Origin of the sequence: Spiroplasma floricola 23-6 (assembly GCF_002813555.1) — a bacterium.
GTDB classification, from domain to species: Bacteria; Bacillota_I; Bacilli_A; order Mycoplasmatales; family Mycoplasmataceae; genus Spiroplasma_A; species Spiroplasma_A floricola.
On the sequence record NZ_CP025057.1, the window covers coordinates 997904 to 1017629 of the forward strand.

Here is a 19726-nt window from a genome sequence, read left to right on the forward strand (position 1 = left end):
AATGGATTGCATATTTTGTAAAATTATTGATAAAGAGATGAATGCAAAAATTATTTATGAAAATGACTATACATTGGCTTTTTTAGATATATTTCCAAATAGTAATGGTCACTCACTTGTTATTCCAAAAAAACATTTTGAAGATTATGAGCAAACTGATGATTTTTACTTACAAGAAGTTGCAAAAACTAAAAAAATAGTGGCAAAAATATTAAAAGAAAAACTAAATGCTAAAGGGATTAATTATGTCTCAAATCAAGGTTCTGAGGCCTTTCAAGTAGTATTTCATTATCACGAGCATATTGTTCCAAAATATATAAAAGAAAAAGGATATACTTTTAAAATTAATACTGAACCTGGAGATTTATTAGATTTAGATATTATTTATAAAAAATTAAAATAAAAAAAGAAAACTATTTAGTTTTCTTTTTTTGATAATGATTTAAATAACTTCTACCTTCTTCTGAAAGAATTCTTGCAGTTCAACTACCCTTTTCTACTTTTGACAATTCATCATTAATTTTATAAATTCTTGCATCTAAAGCATCTAATGATGAAATTAAAACTGCTTCAATTAAATTTGGTTCAACTGGTGAACCATATTCATTTTTACCATGACTTGCTAAAATAACATGTTGCAGTTTTAAAACATCTTTATTGTCTTTTAAACCTAATTCAATAGCTTTATTAGAAACAAAAGTATTTCCAATTGAAATATGACCTAATAATTTTCCTTCATCTGTATATTCTGATGCATTTTTTCCATCCATTTCAATCACTTTTCCAATATCGTGAAGTATTGCTCCACAATAAACTAATTCTCAATCAATTTCTGCATATTTATATACTTCTTTAATTGCTTTTGCTCCCATTAATAAGGAATAACTGTGTCAAAATAAACCCCCAATAACATTGTGGTGAATGCTTACTGCAGCTGGATAGGATTTAAATTCTACTTCATATTCTTTCAATATAGATAATGTAATTTTTTTATAATGTTCATTTTCAATTGTTTCTAAAAAATCGATTAGTTTATCATAATTTGTTTCAACATTTATAGGAGCACTTATACTAAACATTTCTGCACTAATACTATGTTTTTCGAAATCTTCTTCTTTTATGATTTCATAAGAATTTATTTTTAGTTGCAGTTGTTGTCTATAAACATTTGTTGCTGCTTCAATTTTAACAATTTCTCCTGTTTTTAACTCTTCTACATCAACATCTGTTGAATTTCAAAGTCTTGCTTCAATTCTTCCTGACATATCTATTAAGTTTAAAATTAAGTAATTAGAACCATTATTTCCTGTCGACAAGATTGTTTTTTCAATTCTAGCTATCAAAGTTATTAATTTACTATCTGAATTTATTTGATTAATCATATTTATTCTCCCCAAAGATAAATTAATTTTAACAAAAAATAACTAAATATATCAATTAGAAAAAATTAACAATTTATAAGGTCTTTTAATAATATAAATGATATAAAAATTACAAATAATAGTAATAAAATAGTTTTTATTTAGTTTTTTTTTAAAATATAGCTTATATTGAGAGTTATAAATTAGATATGCAAAAAGTTAACTAATATTTGTATTATTGATCTAATTAAAATACATTCTATTTTTCTAAAGCAGATATTCTTCAAAAGGTAATTCAAATGACAATAAAAAAAATGATTATATAAAAATTAGATATAGTCATAAAGAAATATGCCTTTTATAATCCTATTAAATATTTATAAAACTTGCCTTGTATTTTATATAATTACTTTGGGTGAAAAAATGAATAAAAGTAAAATGATAGAAGAATATCTTTTAAAATTAATAAAGGAAAATAACAAAGTAAAGACTTTTCCAAGTGAAAATTTTTTAGCAACAAAATTCAAAACTACAAGACAAACAGCAAGAAATGAATTGTTAAAACTATTGAATAAAGGATTTTTAAAAGTTAAAAAAGGAAGTGGCTATTATATAAACCCCCATATTTCTACTATAAAGTTAACAAGCATGGGTGAGAAACTTAAAGAAGAGAAAAAAGAGGTATTCGAACATAATTCTGGAAGATTACCCTTGATTCTTGAAAATTTAAATATTAAAAATGCAAATGAGAGTAATTTTCATTCTTATAGAAAAATATATTATAGAGATAAAGAAGAAAGTTTCTACATTGATTCTTTCATTAATAAAGAAGTTATTAGTAGTTTAGATTTGTTTAAAATAAAAAACTCATTAATTGATTTCATTAATGAAAATGAGATAGAACTTGATAATCAAATAAATTATCTAAAAATGGAACCTAAAAATAAAGATGATATAGAAATATTGAAAGACAATGTCTCTAATTTTACCCCTGTTGTTTATGGTATTTTGTTTTCAAAAGAGAACAAAATAATAGAAATCTTTGAACGAAGATATAAAAATAACACTTTTGATGTAAGATTTTCAAAGTTCTACTAATATGTATATACAACATATTTATTTTCATATTCTAAGGAAAAAAATTAAAAAACCCCTATTTTAAAGGGTTTTTTTAATATTTTAGAAAAAATTCCTTATAATCTATGTTTTTTGGAGATTGATTTTTTGCAATAAAAGCTTTTTAATTAAATTGGATACAACCAAAGAAAGGAATGATTACAATTAAAAAGTTATTAAGTGTTTTAGCTAGTTTACAAGTTATTACATTAACATCAAGTACAGTTGTTGCATGCACTGGTCCACATTACAGTCTAAATTATTCAAAAGATTCAGGCAAATTGCAACAAACTATAAAAATTGATAATGAAAAGCTAAAAGAATTTGATAATACTACTACTCTTGTAAATTATATTCAAAAGCAAACAAAGGATTTAAATAAAAAACCATATCAAGTTACAATAAATGTAAAAAATTCATCAAAAAATGAAGTTAAAGAAGAAGATTATGATAAATCTAAGGAAATGAGATTTGTTATAGTTTATCTAAAAGCATTTCTAGAAACAGAGGATGAAAAACAATGAGAAGAAGTGAGTTCTTTAGCAGAAAATGCTTCTTTTGCTTTGTTAAATAAATAATTATGTCTAAAAAAAGGAAATTAGAATTTTTAACTGATGAATATTTAGATACTCTTCTTAGTGCTTTGGGTGGTAAAGAAAATATTGCTTATTCTACTCATTGTATTACACGTTTTAGAATAGTAGCTAAAGATAGTAGTTTAATAAATGAAAATAAAATTAGATCTATGGATGGTGTTAAAGGAACCTTTACAGCTTCAGGGCAATTCCAAATAGTTTATGGAACTGATGTTGGAGATGTATATAATACTTTTACAAATAAATTTAATTTAGAAAAATCAACAAAACAAGATGTAAAACAAATAGTTAATAAGAAAGGTAATTTATTTAAAAGATTTCTAAACTATATGTCAGATATCTTTATACCTATTGTTCCAGTTTTAGTTTCTGGGGGAATAATATTGGGAATAAGAAATATATTTGAAGCTAACTTTAATGAAACATTCTTTACAGGCCGTTTTAATGCTGATGGAACACCTATACTTGGATGAAGTATGGTAAATGTAAGTCAATTCATTAATGGATTAAATGCTTTTCTATGAATACCAGCTCAAGTCTGTTTCTGGTGGCTACCTGTAAGTATTTGTTGAAGTATCTTTAAAAAAATGGGAGCTGATGAAATATTAGGAGTTCTTGTAGGACTTACTTTACTAGTTGGTCCTCTACTTAACGTTTATGATGTTTTCTCATCAGGAGAAATGCAAAGTCTTTGAATCTGAGATATAGTCAAAGAATTAGAAAAAGCGGGAAAAGATGTAGCATTTGATTGAGGATTTATGCAATACCCATGAAAAATTGCATATACATCACAAGTTATCCCAGCAATGGGAGTTGGAGTTGTTGGAGCTTACTTAAACTTATGAATTAAAAGAGTAAGTCCAAATGTAATAAATCAAATCTCTGTACCAACAGTTACACTATTAGGTTCATATACATTAGCATTATTTATAATTGGTCCACTTGGATATATACTTGGTAGTGCTATTGGAATTGGATTTCAATGAGCATTAACAAACTCAGTTGCAAAATACTTCTTTGCATTAATTATTGGTGCTCTACATGCAGGACTGGTCATTACAGGAATGCATCATTTATTAAATGCAGTTATGATACAAAATGTAGCTCAATATGGAGGAGACTTTATATTTATGAGTGTCTGTGCCCAAGCTATTGGTCAAGGTAGTGCAGTAATTGGATGAATGATATTAAACAAAAAAGACCCAAAAGCTCGTGAAGTTGGAGCAGCTTCAGTAACAGCAGCTTATCTAGGAGTAACTGAACCAGCACTTTATGGGGTTAACTTAAAATACTTATTCCCATTCATTGCAGGTTGTATATCAGCTGCTATTGGATTAGAAATCTTAGTAATTAGTGGTGTTACTGCTCAAGCCATTGGTAATGGTAGTTGATTAGGAGTACTTAGTGTACAAATTAACTCTAAAGTTGAAGGAGTTAAAACTTTCCCTGGTACTGCTTACCTATGATTTATGATAGCTAACATAATAAATATGGGAGTTTCAATTGTATTGACTATGGTACTTGGAAAAATCTCATGATTCAAAAAATTTGATCCAAATTATATTGAATTAGAAAATACAAAAAATACAAATCTAGAAAATAAAAAAGCAAATAAAAAAATAAAAGAAGCAGTTACTTCTTAGGAGATAAATATGGCAAGAGCAGTTGATAATTCAGAAAGTATAAAAAAAGGAAGTTTTATGTTAGGTGGTGTTTGATCTGCTACTTTACTTATAGCAACAATTTATATAGCTATTAGTTCAAGATTCCCTTTTTGATGAATTCTGATACTTTTATCTATAGTTAGCATTACTCTATTTATAATTCATATTATTATTTTTATAAATATAGCAATAAATAAAAATACTGAAAAAAATATTAGCAAATTATATTGGCTATGCATAATTCAATTAATTACTTTAAACATACCTCTATTTGCTTATGAGTTAATTGGCACATTACATTTTAAAAAAGCATTCTATACGCTTTAATAAAAAAATCTTGGATTTACTTCAAGATTTTTTTATTTTAAATTATAAGCTTGTATTATTTTATTAATGTCTATTTCATCTAAATTATTAAAGATAATATTGGCTTTTGCCAATAATTGTCTATCTCCAATTCCTATAGAGAAAATATTTGCCTTATTAATTGAAGTTATTCCTGCTTGAGAATCTTCTACTCCTCAACAATCTTTTGGATCTATTTTTAGAACTTCATAAGGTTTAATAAATATTTCTGGGTCAGGTTTTGGTGCTACTTCATCAGGATTAGTTATATATGAAAAATACTTAGTTAATTTTAAAGTATCTAACATTCTTTCAGAGTTTTTAGAAGCTGAAGCTAGAGCCAACTTTATGTTCTTATTATAAAGTTTTTTTATCAAATTTATAGTTCCTTGAAAGACTCTTAAAGCATTTTTATCTGAAAGTGTTTCTAAATATATATAATTTTTTTTATTAACTATTTCATTAAATGAAAATTTAATTTTATCTATATCAATTTTATAATCTTTTAATAAAATCTCAAGACATTTTTCTCTCTTAATTCCTCTAAATTTATCAAGATAAATTTCATCAATTTCAATACCAAAATAATCAAAAAATACTTTATATCATGCTTTAAAATGAATTGGTGCTGTGTCTGCAATTACTCCATCAAAATCAAAAATGACTAGCTTTGGTAATTTCATATTTTAAAGTTCTATTTCCAATTTTTCTGTCAAACTATATTTTTTATCATAGCAAATTATTTCGATTGCTTGATCTGATTTTGATTTTTCTATAACTAACTTTTTGTTTTTTAAACAAAATGATATATCTTCTTGTAAATACTCTATATTTATTTTAAATTCTGATATTATTTCATTATATCTTGGATTTATTGCTATATTATTTTTATGTATGTTTAAGCCTAATAGCCCATATATTATAAACATTCTTGCTCCACCCATATTGGCCATATGAAGTCCTCTGCTTGTATTTTTATGAATGTCTAAAATATCTAAGTTAATACTTTCTTTGAAATAGTCAAAACCAAAGTCTCCTATTTCTAATCTAGCTGCCATAATTGCATAAATACATTTTGATAATGAAGAATCAGCTGTATCTGTTTCATCATAGAATTTTCAATTATTGATCATTGTAGATTTTTTTTCTTTATCAAAAAAGAATAAATTAGCTAAAACAACATCGGCTTGTTTTGTTACTCTTAAAGTATTTATTGATAAAGGATGTAAAGTTCTAAGAAGAGGTTTATACTTCTCAATTTCTTCTTTTGATATTGGTTTTCGTTTTAAAAAATTATCGTGTTGAGGATTTAAATCCAACTTATTATTGTAAGGAATTACTAAGATTTTGCTTAAATAATCTCAATCTTTTATTTCTTGTTTATCAATTTTTAATTGTTCGACTTTTTTATCATATAAATTTTTATTAGTTTTTTCTAATAAATTCAATATCTCTACTGCACTTTGCAAATTATATTTGGCAACACAATTTGTTCAATAATCATCATTTACAAGTATTTGATATTCATCAGGACCTGTAATTGTATTAATGTGACCTTTTTCATTAGTTACTACTATTTTGTCTTCTCACAGTCTTGAGGTCTCTACAAGAATGTCTAAACCATAGTTATAAATAAATTCATAATCTTTTGTGGCATTAAAATAATTCATAACTGTAAAACTTATATCTCCATTTATATGATATTGAGCTGTTCCTGCTGGATAATATGTACTTGTTTCTTCACCATTTATTGTTCTTCAAGGATAAAGTGCTCCCTTAGGATGATTTAGTACTCTTGCTCTTTGTCTTGCCTTATCTAAAGTATTATATCTGAACATTAACATTAGCTTTGCTAATTTACTATCAAAAAGAGTTAAAGCAGTTATTATATAAATTTCTGAATCTCAAAAATAATGTCCTCCATAACCTTCTCCTGAAAGACCTTTAGCTGCAATATTAGTTCAAGCTAACTTACCAACATTAGTTCATAATTGAAACATATTATAATTATTTGCTGTTTCAATTTGCTTATTATTATTTCCAAAATCAGCATATGCCTTTTTTCAAAAGTTTTTAAAAAATAAAATATGTTCTTGTAAGTGTTCAAGATAATTTTTTTTGCTATATGTCTCAACTGATTCTTGTGCAATTTTTACACTAACTTCTTTCAATCTTGATTCATATATTGAACTTATTTTATAAATGTTTACATCTTCTTGTAAAACACTTTTAGTAAAAATTAAACCCTCTTCATCATGATTCAACTCAAAATTTTCTAATCCTTTTATTTTTGTTGAATAAATATAGTTTAATTTTGATTTTAAAGTTTGATAAATAATAGATTGATGATTTTTATTAAAACTTTTTTCAATTGTTGTAAAACTTTCTTGACCTTTTAATAACGATCTTGGATCATTTGGAATACCCTTATCAGTGTCTTGTTCCTTAAATATTAAGGGAAATTTTAATTTTAATTCAGTCTGAACTTTAAAATTTGTTCTAATATTTATATTCTGTAAAAATAAGTCAAAGTTTTTTTGAGATAATAATTTTTTAAATGATAACTCCAAGTAATTTTCACTATTAATAAGTACTTTATAACATCTTCTAATTTCTCCTGTTGACATGTCAAATTCTAATTTATAATCTTGAACTTTTGACTCATCAAATAAATACCTTTCATTATTTACAAAAATCTCAATATTTTGTGCATTAACAATTGGCACCATTCTTTGATATACATCAGGATAGCCTGTATATTTTGCAGCATATTGAATATCAAATAAATCATAAAATGCGTTTATATAGGTTCCTTCAATACTACTTATAGAAGAAATACTACCCTCTTCAAACGAGGCTCTCATTCCTAAATAACCATTTGATATAGAAAAAACAGATTCTTCAACTTGTCTCTCTCTAGCGATAAATTCACTCTTTTTTATTAATAAACTCATTCTTTCACTCCTATTCAACTTAATTTTAATTACTTAACATTTTAGTTTTTGTAAAATTACAATTTTCTTGTATATACAGATAAAATGTTTTTAGAGTTACTATTTTGATTAAAATTAAAAAAACACTGTTAATTAAAAATTAATAGTGTTTCTTATTATATTAAAAATCCTGGATTTCTTAAAATACTTACAAATTCTTTTCCAAACATTACTGCATCTTCTATCTCTATTACATTTTGATTAAATGCAAACGAAATTTTTACAAAACTTGATAAATTTCCATCTTCTTTAAAATAGTTAGATAGAGATGAAATATAAATTGATATTACTGAGTTATTTGATAATCCAAAATTTGCATTATCAATTCCCAAATTTGAAAGATCAAAAATTGATACTTTAATATTATGATTATTCATTTTATTATTTTGAGCTATTTGCTTAGAAATATCTAAAATATTTGAGTCTCTTTCAATTTTAACAACAGTATCTTTTATTGAATTATTATCAGCTTTAATTAGCCTTATAAATGAATCCTTTGAGTCTAATTCATTGTATTTATTTAAAGTTTTTTTAAGAGCTTTTGTATAAAATGCATTAAGTTCTAAATCTACTCCTGATTCTTTTAATGGTTCAATCATAAGTGCTTGTAAATTAACAAGTGCTGTAATATCTAATTTAAATGAAAATGTTGCTATATCTTTTTTAGTTAAAAGAACTGTTTTTTCATTAACATGGTCATTATTTCTAGAGTTTTTCAATGATAGTGAAGATATTTCTTTAACTTTTTCATCTAAATTATTAATTTTTTGATTAACTTTTGTTAATAATGAGGAAATTGCTTTTGAACTATTCTCTTTTGATTCAGATATAAATTTATTTACTCTTGTATTTACTTCTTCAAATTTATTATTAAATTTATTTATATCATTTTCAATTTCTCTATTAGAATCTTTTATCTTTTGATATAACTTTGAATTAAAATTATTAATTTTTATATCAATATCTTTAATTTTATCTTTAACTTCTTTTTCTTTTTCTTCAATTACACTAAATTTATTTTCAAACTGCTCATTATTTTTTATTATTTTTTCTATTTGATTAATGTCTACATTTATTGAACTTTTATAATTAGAGTTTTTAATTTCTTTTGCAGTTTCTTGATTTTCGCTTGAAACCGCTTCACTTTCATGAATTAAAGTGTTTCTTTCATCTTTTTGAGATTCTTCTTCAATTATATTTGAGGTAACTAATACTTCCTGAGTATTTTCAATAATTTCATTATTTTCTTCAATTGAATCAGGTGATTTCAATTCTTGATTATCTTGTTTGATTTCTTCTGCTAAATTTGAACTAACTAAGATTTCTTGAGTATCTGCAATAATTTGATCACTATTTTCATTTGAACTTGAAGTAGTAATGATTTCTTGACTATATTCTATAATTTCTTTATTATTGTCATTTTCTTCTTTATTTAACTTTTCCATAATTGAGTAAGATAAGTTTGACATTTCTTGTGTTAATAATCCAGGAGCTTCTTCTTTTTCTTCTTGAATAGATTCAATTTGATAATCTTTTTCTAATTTCTCTGGTGCACCTAAATTAGTTTCTTGTTCAAAATCCTGACTAAAGTTTTGCAATTTAGATAGGTCATCATCGTTTTCAAAAGTCATTTCAATTTCTTCCTCATCAATTTCAGATCCATTTATTAATTTTTCTAAATAGCCAAATTCATTTAATCCCTCTCTTAAAGTATCATTAATATTTGATGGTTTTTTTAAAAGAACTTTTATCTCTTTATCTGAAAAAATATCAAAAACAGTATCCCCATGTGAAACTATTAAAGACTCTATTACATAAATATTTCTAATAACACCATCAATTGTAGATAATATCTCAAATTTTTCTAATTGAGTTGAAATTACAGCAAGAACTTGATTTTTTTTAACTGGTTGTCCTTCTTTTACAAAAACACTCTCTACAATACCTTTATATTTCTTAGGATTTTTAAACTTAATTTTCTCCATAAATAGCCCCTTTTAATTAAATTATGATTAAACACTATACCTTCTTATTTTACACTAGTTTAAGCATGTATTTAATTTTTTTTATAGAGCCTCAAGTATCAACTTATTATTCTCTGACATATCAAGTAACCTTTTATAGCAGCCCTTAAATAAAGGAGTTCTATTATAATGTTCTATTTTTAAACCTTTACACTGAATAATTAATTGAGAAGCTTGCTTTGCAAAGTCAATCATCTCATTTTTATCTGAAGGTCATATTGGTCCAAATCCTCTATAAAGTAGCATTGCATTAGAGATTAAATTTATAAAAATAAGAGTATACTGACCCAATGGTCTTTCAATTGCAAAATAAATAAAAGTTATCAACATATCTTCTATAAATAATTCTAAAGTTGCTTCTTCAATTAAACTCTCTTCAAAAAACTCTATCATCTTAAGAGTTTTTGATTTTTCATCTTTTATCTTTTGAAAAACATATTCAAATTCGCCTGCTTCATCAAGGAGCATATAAATTTTTATGTAATCTTCTATTTTAAATGCCCATTTATGGACATTATCTCTTCTATAATTTTCCTTAGACTCTATTATTTTTTGTCTAATAAGCTCTCAAATTTGAAGAAAATTAATTAGTTTTTTTCCATAAATTTCTTGTGAATCATCAATTAAATATTCCTCATTTGCTATCAATTCATATAATTCTTCTTCTGAAAAAATATATTCTTTATAAAAAGACATATTTGATATTATGCGTGATCCTACTGTAGCTCAAAGCTTTTTATTTTTATACAAAAAAAATACCTCCTTATAAACTAATTTTATAGTTCAAATTCGGTAAAATTTTTTAGAATTGTTAAAGAGTTTTTATAAACAAATTTATTTTTTTCTTCTTTAGAATTAAATTCTAGATTTTTATCAATTGTTATTAAGCCCATATTTGCTTTCATAGGTTTTAGTTTTTTATGTTTTGGATTGGTAATATAGTTTATTAAACTTCCTATTACCGTTTCTTCAGGAAAAGGTACAAATTTTCTATTATTAATAAAACTAATAATTCCTTTTGCTGCAACTAATCCAGTAGCAAAAGACTCAATATATCCTTCAACTCCTGTTATTTGTCCAGCAAAAAAAACATTTTTCTTTCTCATCATTTGCAATCTCTTATTAAGTATTTTAGGTGAGTTTATAAAGTTATTTTTGTGCATAACACCAAATCTTTTAAAAACAGCTTTTTCAAGTCCTGGAAGAGTTGAAAATACTTCCTTTTGTGCCTTTCAAGTCAAATTTGTTTGAAAACCTACCATATTATATAGACTATCAATAGCATCATCTTTTCTTAATTGAACTACAGAGTATGGTTTAATTCCATTTTTATTTTCAAGATTATTCGAAGACATTGCAGATTTTAACAATACTTTTTTAGAAATTTTTGCTAATTGTTCAATTGGTTGACACCCTTTAAAAAATATTTCTTGTTCAAAATCTTTTAATTTAACTTGTTGAGCATTTATTAATTTTTCATGAAAAATGTTAAATTCTTCTTCATTTAAAGGAATACAAATATAGCTATTATCATCACTATGTCTAGATTTATAATAAACCTTTGTAAAATCAATAGACTCTTTCTCTAAAATTGGTGATGAAGCATCTAAATAAAATAACTTCTGTTTTCCTAACATTTTTTCTATTTTTAATTGAAAAGCATTAGAAGATAAAGGGCCTGTTGCAATTAAAATAATGTCTTGATTATCTTTATCTATTTCTAAGAATTCCTCTTCAAAAACTTCTATATTTTTATGCTTTCTTATTCTTTCATCTACAAGTTTAGAAAAAGATTCTCTATCAACAGCAAGAGCATCATCTGAGGGTATTTGAGTTTTATAAGCACAGTCCAATATAAATGATTCTAACTGTTCAAGTTCTTTTTTAAGTATTCCCACTGCATTTTGAGTTGAAACACTTCTAAAAGTGTTTGAACAAACTAATTCAGAAAAAGTATCTAACTTTTGAATTTCATTTTTTTGAAGTTTCTTTTTTTCATAAAGATGAACTTTAATTCCTTTTTCAGCTAACTGTCATGCAGCTTCACATCCAGCTAAACCAGCTCCAACTACTATAACTTTCACTATTCTAACTCCAACAATTCATTTATTTTATTTAAATTGACTGATTTATCTCAACTTAAATCATCTCTTACACATGAACCAACATGAATATTATTTGATATTTTTTTAAAGCTTAAAAAATTTTGTTGATTTATTCCCCCACCAACTAAAATTTTTGTTGATAAATTTAAAGAACATAATTCTTCTATTATTTGCTTACCTTTTTCAATATCATGTCCACCACTTGTTAAAACATTTGTTATTTTAAGTTCATTTAAAGTTTTATAAGATATTATAAAATCTTTTACTTCATCAAAAGCTTTATGGAAAGTTATATCCAAATTACCTTTTATTTTAATAACTTGTTTAATGAATTCAACATCAATTGTTAAGTCTTTATTCAAAGCTCCAATAACTATTCCATTTGCTTTAGTTTTTGAAATAAATTTAACTTGTTCTAACATTTCATTTTTTTCATCTTCAGTGTAAAAAAAATCTCTTGCTGTATTTCTTACAATAACATTAACTGGTAATTTAGATCTATTACAAGCACTTATTATATCTTCACTAAATGGTGTTAATCCTCCAATTTTTAACTCTCTACAAAATTCAATTCTATTTGCTTTTGAGTTATTTATAAGCTCTATATCATTTAAATCTTTTGCAATTACTTCTAATAACATTTTATAAATATGCCTCTAATTCTCTTATTTTATCTAATTTTTCTCAATTAAATTCTTTTTTACCAAAATGTCCATATTTGCTTGTTCTAAAATAAACTGGCAGTTTTAATTCTAATTTATCAATAATTGAACTAACTTTAAAATCAAAATTTTCTTTTAAAGCTTTATACATTATATCCATTGATACTTTATTTGTTCCAAAAGTTTCAATAAATATTGAAACAGGTTCTGATTTACCGATTGCATAACTTACTTGAATTTCTACTTTATCTGCTAATTTAGCAGCTACCATATTTTTTGCAGCATAACGACACATGTAAGCAGCACTTCTATCTACTTTACTTGGATCTTTTCCTGAGAAAGCTCCACCTCCATGACGTGAATAACCTCCATAAGTATCAACTATTATTTTTCTTCCAGTAAGTCCAGTATCTCCTTTTGGCCCCCCAATTACAAATCTTCCTGTTGGATTTATTAATACATTAAAATCAGTATTTAAATTATATCTTTTTGCTATTACATCCATAATATTGACTTTAACAAATTTTTCAAATTCCTCTTTATTATAATCTTCATCATGTTGAATTGACATTAAAATCGTTTCAATTCTAGGATTATTTTCATTTGTATAGTCCATTGTAACTTGTGATTTCATATCAGGTTGAGCTCATTTAAATTGCTTTGCTTTTCTCAATTTTGAAGCAATATGAACTAAATCATGAGCAACTTGAATTGAATAAGGCATATAAGTTGGTGTTTCACTATTGGCATAACCAAACATAATTCCTTGATCTCCTGCACCCATTTCCTTTTGCTCTACACCCATTGCAATATCTGGTGATTGAGTATTTATTCTCACTATAATCTCACAAGTTTTTGGATCGATTCCAGTTTCAGAATTATTATATCCAACTCTTTCTAAAACTCATTTTGCAATTGATGCATAATCAACTTTAGCTTTTGTTGTAATTTCTCCCCCAATTAATAAGTAATTTTCTGTAACAAAAGTTTCGCATGCTACTTTTGCATTTGGATCTTGTTTTAAGCATTCATCTAAAATAGCATCACTGATTTGATCACAAATCTTATCAGGATGTCCTTCAGAAACTGATTCACTAGTAAATAATCTTTTCATAATTTTTCTCCTTTTAAAATAAAAACTTCTCCCAACAAAAGAGAAGTTTTTTTCTCTCATCGTTGGTTTCCCCTTAATTTAAGCACCTAATTGAATAGGTTGCTACCACTTCATAGAGTTTTTTCTCTCAGCAGTTCTTAATAAGAATTTTTTTAAGTTTTCTAAAGTAATAATATCAAATATTTATAAACTTTTAATTATTAATTCAAATATTTTTTCAGAATTATTAGTATTTAAAATATAATGCTTATATCCCTTAACTTTTTCAAAAATATATTTATCTTTATTAAGTTTTGATAAATATTTAGCAATTTTTTTTGAATTACAATAAAAATCATTATTCGAAAGTATTAATAACATCTTTTCTTTTGATTTATTAATATTTTTGATACTAATTTTATTAGCTTTTTTTCATAAGTAATAATCTTTGGTATTAAATAAATTTTTAGTTAAATTTTCATCTTCAATTTTCTTGGCAAAAACACTATCATCTGTTAAATCTATACCATTAATAGGACTTATAAGTTTTGTATCTGCTTTAAATAAAGTTCCCCATCAAAGTTTTAGATAAAATCCAAAAGTTTTTTGATAAGCATGATTTAATCTTAATGAACAAGAAATAATTTTATAAACCTTTTCATTATCTGATAAAAAACTTGCTATTGTTGCTCCAAAACCTTCTCCCAACAAAATAATTTTCGCTGTAGGATTTTTTTCACTAATATCTTTAATTATTTCTCTTAAATCAGAAATTGTTCAGCCAAAATGGAATTGTTTTTCAACTATATTTTCTCCACAATTTCTTTGATCAAAAGAAACTAATGAACAATTACTCTTTTTATTCTTATTTAATCAAACTTCCATTTTATCAAAATCTTTTCGATTTCTAAACATATCATGAATTCCAATAATTATATACTCACTATTTGGATTAATTTCTCCAAATCATCTAAGTTCATAACCATCACTTGTTTTAAACATTTTCTTTTTAATTAATTCACTTTTAATAATTGGTTTTCTTTTAGTTTTAAGTTTATTAAAATTAATAATTCTAATTATTAAAGCTAATAAAAAAATTAAAACAAATGTACCCAATATTGAATAAATAATTATACTTAATAAGTCTCAAACAGCTTCTCAAACTCCCATAAAATCACCTTTCTTAATTATAAAGAAAAAAACACCTTTTTTTCAGTGTTTATTATCGTAAATATTTTATTAATTTTTATTTGATAAATCTAATGCATAGACATCAAATTGTCCCATAAATCAAAATGCAAATATAACACTTTGTTTTCTAACTATAAACTCTTGACCACCCATAACATTAATTGCTTCATATATAAGATTACCAGCATCTTGTTCAAGATTAATTCTAGTATTTTCAAAATCAGAAACTGATGGTCTACCATATATTTCATTTTTACTTTCCAGTTCAATTTCTGTTATAACTCTTTTAAATGTATCTTTATATTTTAAAGCTTTTCCAAGCTTTTGTTCTATACCTGCACAAATATTTTGAATTTCCTTGTCCAAAGCAAATAATGTTTCGTGTAAATTTCTAAGTTTATCATATCTTTTCATATTTTATGCTCCTAAAAATATCCTTTGTCAAAAATATTATACACAAATTTTTATTAAATCTTTTTTCTAATAAATTGTCAATTAAATATTAATTTATTTAATTAAAATCTTTTTTCAATTATTACTTAATTTGCAATCTTTCTATAGAAATAGCTTTATTTTTATCATTTATAGATAAAATAACACCACAAAGTAAACCTTGATTTTCTGAAGGTTTAAATTTCACTGGTAATCCAGTTTTTTCTTTATGTATAACTTCTTCTGGATTTGCCCCAATTATTGAGTTAATTGGTCCTGTCATTCCTAAATCTGTAATAAATGCTGTTCCCTTTGGAAGTATTCTTTCATCAGCTGTTTGCACATGAGTGTGTGTTCCAACAAGAGCTGTAATAATACCATCATAATTTCAAGCAAATGCTATTTTTTCTGCACTTGTTTCAGCATGAAAATCTACTATATGAATATCAGAATCATCATTTTCAATTATTTTATCCATAATTTCATAAGGATTATTAACGTGCTCCATAAAGCTTTTACCCATCAAATTTGTTATTCTTATTTTTTTATTTTTTCAATTATATTGATTTGTTCCAATACCTAAATTGTAAGAATTCATATTTGCAGGTCTTAAAAGATCATTAACTTCATTAATGTATTCTAATGTTTCTTTTACTTTAAAAACATGATTTCCTGTAGTAATAACATCAACTCCAAGTTTCTTAAGAAAATCATAATGATTCTTATTTATCCCTTTTCCATGACTTATATTTTCTCCATTAACAACAATAAAGTCGATACTATTTTTTTTCACAATTGATTTTAAATGTTTTTCTAATATATCTCTTCCTGATTTAGAGTAAACATCTCCTATTATTAAAAAATTCATTATAAATTTTGCTCCACTTCCACTATCAATTGGTCAATTGATATTTTATTAATTTTGGCTTTATCTAAAATATCTTTAATTTTTGTATTTTTTAATTTTAAATTTAATTTTTCTTCTAAATCTATCAATATTATTGAAGTTTTATTTATACTATCATAAACTGCATTTCTTGATACACCAAACTCTTCTGAAATTTCTTGTAAAGTTAAATCTTCAAAAAAATATAGTTCAAAGTATTGAGATTGTTTTTCTGTTAATAAATTTTTATAGTAATCATACAATTCTGCTAAATTAGCTGTTTTTTGAATATCTTGATTAATCATTTTTATCATTTTCCATAAAATCAGATGTTAATTCTCAAATATAATTATCAACATCAAATTCTTCTATATCATTGACAGTTTCACCTGTTCCAATTAACTTAACAGGTATATTTAAAGTATCTTTAATTGCAAGAGCTATTCCACCCTTACTAGTACCATCCATTTTTGTAAGAACTATTCCTGTTACATTAGTTGTTTCTGAAAATGCTTTTGCTTGACTTATTCCATTTTGTCCTGTTTGAGCATCAATAACTAGTAATCTTTCATGAGGACCATCAACTACACTTTTTTGAATAATTTTAGTCATTTTTTCTAATTCTCTCATTAAATTTTCTTTATTTTGAAGTCTTCCTGCTGTATCAATTAATAATAAATCATATTTTTCTTCACTTGCTTTTTTAATACCATCAAAAACTACACTTGCTGGATCTTTAGAATTATTTTGTGATTTTACTAAGTCTACATTTTTAAGTCTTTTATCACATCACTCTTGTAATTGTTCAACAGCTCCTGCTCTAAATGTATCTGCTGCTGCAATTAAGACTTTTTTGCCCATATTTGAATAATAATTTGCTATTTTTGCAATACTTGTTGTTTTTCCTACACCATTTACACCAACCATTATAAAAACATTTAATCTTTTATCTTTATAATTTAACTCTGTTTTAAATTTTCCACTATCTGTGTAAGTTTCATAAATTTGCTCTACTAATATCTCTTTTATTTCATTAAATGAGTGTTTAGGCTTTGATTTTTTTTGCACTCTATTAGAAATTTCCAAAACCATTTTCATACCCATATCAGTTTTAATTAAAATATTTTCTAATTCTTCAAAAAAGTCAGAATTTGGTTCTTTATAATTTTTACTTAATTTTTTAATATCACTTGAAAAAGTTAATGTATTTTTATGGTCCTTTTTGTGTTTTTTAATTTGTTTTTTTGTTTCTCTTCTTTGTTTTAAATTACTTCAAAATCCCATAAAATTTCCTCTTTTCTCTTTATTAATTGTATAATAAAAATAATGTATTATAAATATATTAATGTGTGAGGGAAAAATTATGAAAAAACTACTATCAGTTTGACTATCTTTAAGTTTAGCTGTTTCAGCTGGAGTTACTTCAACTCTAAAAAATGAAAATAAATACGCAAGTAAATATACAAGATACTTATTAGCTATGGATGACTTTTTATATCACAGAGTTGAAAACAAAATGGATATAAAGAATTTAACAAATGAGAATTTTGAAGAAATTCTAAAAGAAGCTTTTTATGTAGATGATTTTGGAAAGGAATTATTTAACAATATAACTTTTGAAGTTTTAAAAATTGAAGATGGAGAATTAACTATTCTTTTTAAAGATAAAAACAATTTAAAACTTTTAAATGAAAATATAATACTTAAATTTAATTTAGTATTATTTAATTACGATAAAATCAATGATTTCATTTATGTAATGAATAATTTTTTAAAGAATAATCCATTAATTCTAACAAAAAGTAATTATATTCAATTAGAAGTTGAAGATTTATTAAAGTCTAAGTTTAAAAAAATCTTCGATAGATATTCTTCATCAGTATTATTTTTAGATAATATTAATGAATTTTGAGAATTTATAGATTTTGAAGAATTAGAAAATGAGAACCCTAAATATTTAAATGCTAGTTTCTTAAATGATACAAAATTAGATTTTAAATTATTAAGAGATTCACAATCTTTTGGAAATGAAGGATTTGATAAATATATTAACTTTTCTGTAAATGAAAACATATTTAAAAGAGAAATCTTTAATTGAATAAAAAAACATTCTTTCTTTAAAGAAAATGTTAAAAATTATGATGATATTTTTACAATAGAAGAAATAAGAAAAAATAAAGTTACAATTTCTTTATCAGATAAATTATTTACAGTTCCAAAATTAATTACTTTAAATAAAATAAAATAAAAAGAAGAAGAACAATTTTGCTCTTCTTCTTTTTATTTAACTGAGACTATATTTGTTTTAATAATTAAATATTACTCAATTTAGAGTTTAAATATTTAACTATTTTTTTACAAGTTTGCATATCTTGTACTTTTGCTCCTGATGCAGTTTTATGACCTCCACCACCAAAATGTTTTGCAACTTTTGATACATTTATACTATCTGATCTAAATTCAACTCTGACATAATCTTTATTTTCTACAAAAAAGATTCATACTTTTGCAGAATTTATCTCTCCTAGCATATTAACTCAAAGTGCTATTTTATTAACATCTGATATATTATAATCGCTTAATATCTCCTTTGTTAATTCAATATATGCTATTTTATTTTCAGACATTTTATAATTTTGCAAAATATAAGCTTTTAATTTAATTTCATTTCCATCTAAACCATATATATTTTTATAAATTAAATTTAAGTCTATATTTTTCGACATTAAGATACTTGCCATTCTAAAAGTTCTTTCAGTGACATTTCTATACATAAATCTGTCAGTGTCTGTTACTAAACCATGATATAAATTAAAAGCTGTTTCTTTTGAAAAAATTAAATCAGTTTGTGAAAATATATCTGTTAAAAGTTCACAAGTAGCAGGACAAGAACTATTAACTATTTCATAATTTCCATATTTCTCAACATTTATATGATGATCTATTTTGAATACACAACTAGCTTTTTTAAGTCATTCTATATTTGATATATCGATTCTTGAAGTTATTGCAGTATCTGTAATAATAACTAGTGCATCTTGAAAATCATTTTCTTGTAACTTATCATTTTTGCCAATACATTCATATTCTATTGGCAATTCTCCACCGCAAAGCACTATTTTATTTGAGAAATTTTCTTTTATAAATCTATATAATCCCATTTGTGACCCAATTGCATCAAAATCAGGAAAAATATGTCTTAATAATATTATCTTCTTATGTTCCTTAATTTTTTCTAGAAATTTTTTAATCATATTC

At 24.4% G+C, this 19726-nt stretch carries 20 protein-coding genes and 1 riboswitch; of the genes, 6 read left to right on the forward strand and 14 right to left on the reverse strand.

What is annotated here, in order from left to right; translation table 4 throughout:
• The first annotated feature begins 1 nt into the window (after nucleotide 1).
• Complete coding sequence (locus SFLOR_RS04430; protein WP_100916867.1) at nucleotides 2-403, forward strand: HIT family protein; 402 nt, start codon at nucleotides 2-4, stop codon at nucleotides 401-403.
• Nucleotides 404-413: 10 nt separating this feature from the next.
• On the opposite strand, the gene SFLOR_RS04435 is transcribed toward SFLOR_RS04430, so the two are convergent.
• Nucleotides 414-1382 carry a 3'-5' exoribonuclease YhaM family protein gene (locus SFLOR_RS04435; protein ID WP_100916868.1) on the reverse strand — a complete coding sequence of 323 codons (969 nt, stop codon included), beginning with the start codon at nucleotides 1380-1382 and terminating at the stop codon, nucleotides 414-416.
• A gap of 402 nt (nucleotides 1383-1784) precedes the next feature.
• On the opposite strand from SFLOR_RS04435, the gene SFLOR_RS04440 reads away from it, so the two are divergent.
• The 4 genes from SFLOR_RS04440 to SFLOR_RS04455 all read left to right on the forward strand — a co-directional run bounded on the left by SFLOR_RS04440 (nucleotide 1785) and on the right by SFLOR_RS04455 (nucleotide 5064).
• The gene (locus SFLOR_RS04440) at nucleotides 1785-2459 is read left to right on the forward strand and encodes a GntR family transcriptional regulator (protein ID WP_100916869.1); all 675 of its coding nucleotides are present in this window, start codon (nucleotides 1785-1787) and stop codon (nucleotides 2457-2459) included.
• Nucleotides 2460-2632: 173 nt separating this feature from the next.
• A complete protein-coding gene (locus SFLOR_RS04445) occupies nucleotides 2633-3055 on the forward strand; it encodes a hypothetical protein (RefSeq protein ID WP_100916870.1) in 423 nt (140 codons plus the stop codon).
• A 2-nt stretch (nucleotides 3056-3057) separates the two neighbouring features.
• Nucleotides 3058-4716 (forward strand): PTS transporter subunit EIIC, encoded by a 1659-nt coding sequence (locus SFLOR_RS04450; RefSeq protein ID WP_100916871.1) that lies wholly within the window; start codon nucleotides 3058-3060, stop codon nucleotides 4714-4716.
• 9 nt (nucleotides 4717-4725) lie between these two features.
• On the forward strand, nucleotides 4726-5064 hold the full coding sequence (locus SFLOR_RS04455) for a hypothetical protein (RefSeq protein ID WP_100916872.1): 339 nt from the start codon (nucleotides 4726-4728) through the stop codon (nucleotides 5062-5064).
• A gap of 32 nt (nucleotides 5065-5096) precedes the next feature.
• On the opposite strand, the gene SFLOR_RS04460 is transcribed toward SFLOR_RS04455, so the two are convergent.
• From SFLOR_RS04460 to ftsY, 12 genes are all read right to left on the reverse strand, one after another.
• The gene (locus tag SFLOR_RS04460) at nucleotides 5097-5765 is read right to left on the reverse strand and encodes an HAD family hydrolase (protein WP_100916873.1); all 669 of its coding nucleotides are present in this window, start codon (nucleotides 5763-5765) and stop codon (nucleotides 5097-5099) included.
• A 3-nt stretch (nucleotides 5766-5768) separates the two neighbouring features.
• Nucleotides 5769-8036, reverse strand: coding sequence for a glycoside hydrolase family 65 protein (locus SFLOR_RS04465; protein ID WP_100916874.1), 2268 nt, complete (start codon nucleotides 8034-8036; stop codon nucleotides 5769-5771).
• A 155-nt stretch (nucleotides 8037-8191) separates the two neighbouring features.
• The gene (locus tag SFLOR_RS04470; protein WP_100916875.1) at nucleotides 8192-10060 is read right to left on the reverse strand and encodes an acyl-CoA carboxylase biotin carboxyl carrier protein subunit; all 1869 of its coding nucleotides are present in this window, start codon (nucleotides 10058-10060) and stop codon (nucleotides 8192-8194) included.
• Between the two features lie 81 nt (nucleotides 10061-10141).
• Entirely contained in the window at nucleotides 10142-10849 is a 708-nt protein-coding gene (locus tag SFLOR_RS04475; protein WP_100916876.1) for a hypothetical protein, read from the reverse strand.
• A gap of 26 nt (nucleotides 10850-10875) precedes the next feature.
• Complete coding sequence (trmFO, locus tag SFLOR_RS04480; protein WP_100916877.1) at nucleotides 10876-12186, reverse strand: methylenetetrahydrofolate--tRNA-(uracil(54)-C(5))-methyltransferase (FADH(2)-oxidizing) TrmFO; 1311 nt, start codon at nucleotides 12184-12186, stop codon at nucleotides 10876-10878.
• On the reverse strand, nucleotides 12183-12845 hold the full coding sequence (locus tag SFLOR_RS04485; protein WP_100916878.1) for a copper homeostasis protein CutC: 663 nt from the start codon (nucleotides 12843-12845) through the stop codon (nucleotides 12183-12185). Before SFLOR_RS04485 ends, trmFO begins: the two co-directional genes overlap by 4 nt.
• Before the next feature lies 1 nt (nucleotide 12846).
• Nucleotides 12847-13980, reverse strand: coding sequence for a methionine adenosyltransferase (gene metK / locus SFLOR_RS04490; protein ID WP_100917138.1), 1134 nt, complete (start codon nucleotides 13978-13980; stop codon nucleotides 12847-12849).
• Between the two features lie 53 nt (nucleotides 13981-14033).
• Nucleotides 14034-14127: riboswitch (SAM riboswitch) on the reverse strand.
• Nucleotides 14128-14163: 36 nt separating this feature from the next.
• A complete protein-coding gene (locus SFLOR_RS04495) occupies nucleotides 14164-15129 on the reverse strand; it encodes a serine aminopeptidase domain-containing protein (protein ID WP_100916879.1) in 966 nt (321 codons plus the stop codon).
• Between the two features lie 69 nt (nucleotides 15130-15198).
• Nucleotides 15199-15564, reverse strand: a complete 366-nt coding sequence (locus tag SFLOR_RS04500; protein ID WP_100916880.1) for a hypothetical protein — start codon at nucleotides 15562-15564, stop codon at nucleotides 15199-15201.
• Between the two features lie 121 nt (nucleotides 15565-15685).
• Nucleotides 15686-16450, reverse strand: coding sequence for a TIGR00282 family metallophosphoesterase (locus SFLOR_RS04505; RefSeq protein ID WP_100916881.1), 765 nt, complete (start codon nucleotides 16448-16450; stop codon nucleotides 15686-15688).
• Nucleotides 16450-16773, reverse strand: a complete 324-nt coding sequence (gene ylxM / locus SFLOR_RS04510) for a YlxM family DNA-binding protein (RefSeq protein ID WP_169919198.1) — start codon at nucleotides 16771-16773, stop codon at nucleotides 16450-16452. Before ylxM ends, SFLOR_RS04505 begins: the two co-directional genes overlap by 1 nt.
• Nucleotides 16766-17752: a signal recognition particle-docking protein FtsY gene (ftsY, locus tag SFLOR_RS04515; RefSeq protein WP_100916883.1), complete on the reverse strand. Its 987-nt coding sequence runs from the start codon at nucleotides 17750-17752 to the stop codon at nucleotides 16766-16768. The genes ylxM and ftsY overlap by 8 nt, the downstream gene beginning before the upstream one ends.
• Nucleotides 17753-17831: 79 nt before the next feature.
• Between ftsY and SFLOR_RS04520 the strand changes: the two genes are divergently transcribed.
• The gene (locus tag SFLOR_RS04520; RefSeq protein WP_100916884.1) at nucleotides 17832-18716 is read left to right on the forward strand and encodes a hypothetical protein; all 885 of its coding nucleotides are present in this window, start codon (nucleotides 17832-17834) and stop codon (nucleotides 18714-18716) included.
• Between the two features lie 64 nt (nucleotides 18717-18780).
• Here the strand turns inward: SFLOR_RS04520 and SFLOR_RS04525 are convergent, their stop codons facing one another.
• The gene (locus SFLOR_RS04525) at nucleotides 18781-19722 is read right to left on the reverse strand and encodes a DHH family phosphoesterase (RefSeq protein ID WP_100916885.1); all 942 of its coding nucleotides are present in this window, start codon (nucleotides 19720-19722) and stop codon (nucleotides 18781-18783) included.
• Nucleotides 19723-19726 lie beyond the last annotated feature (4 nt).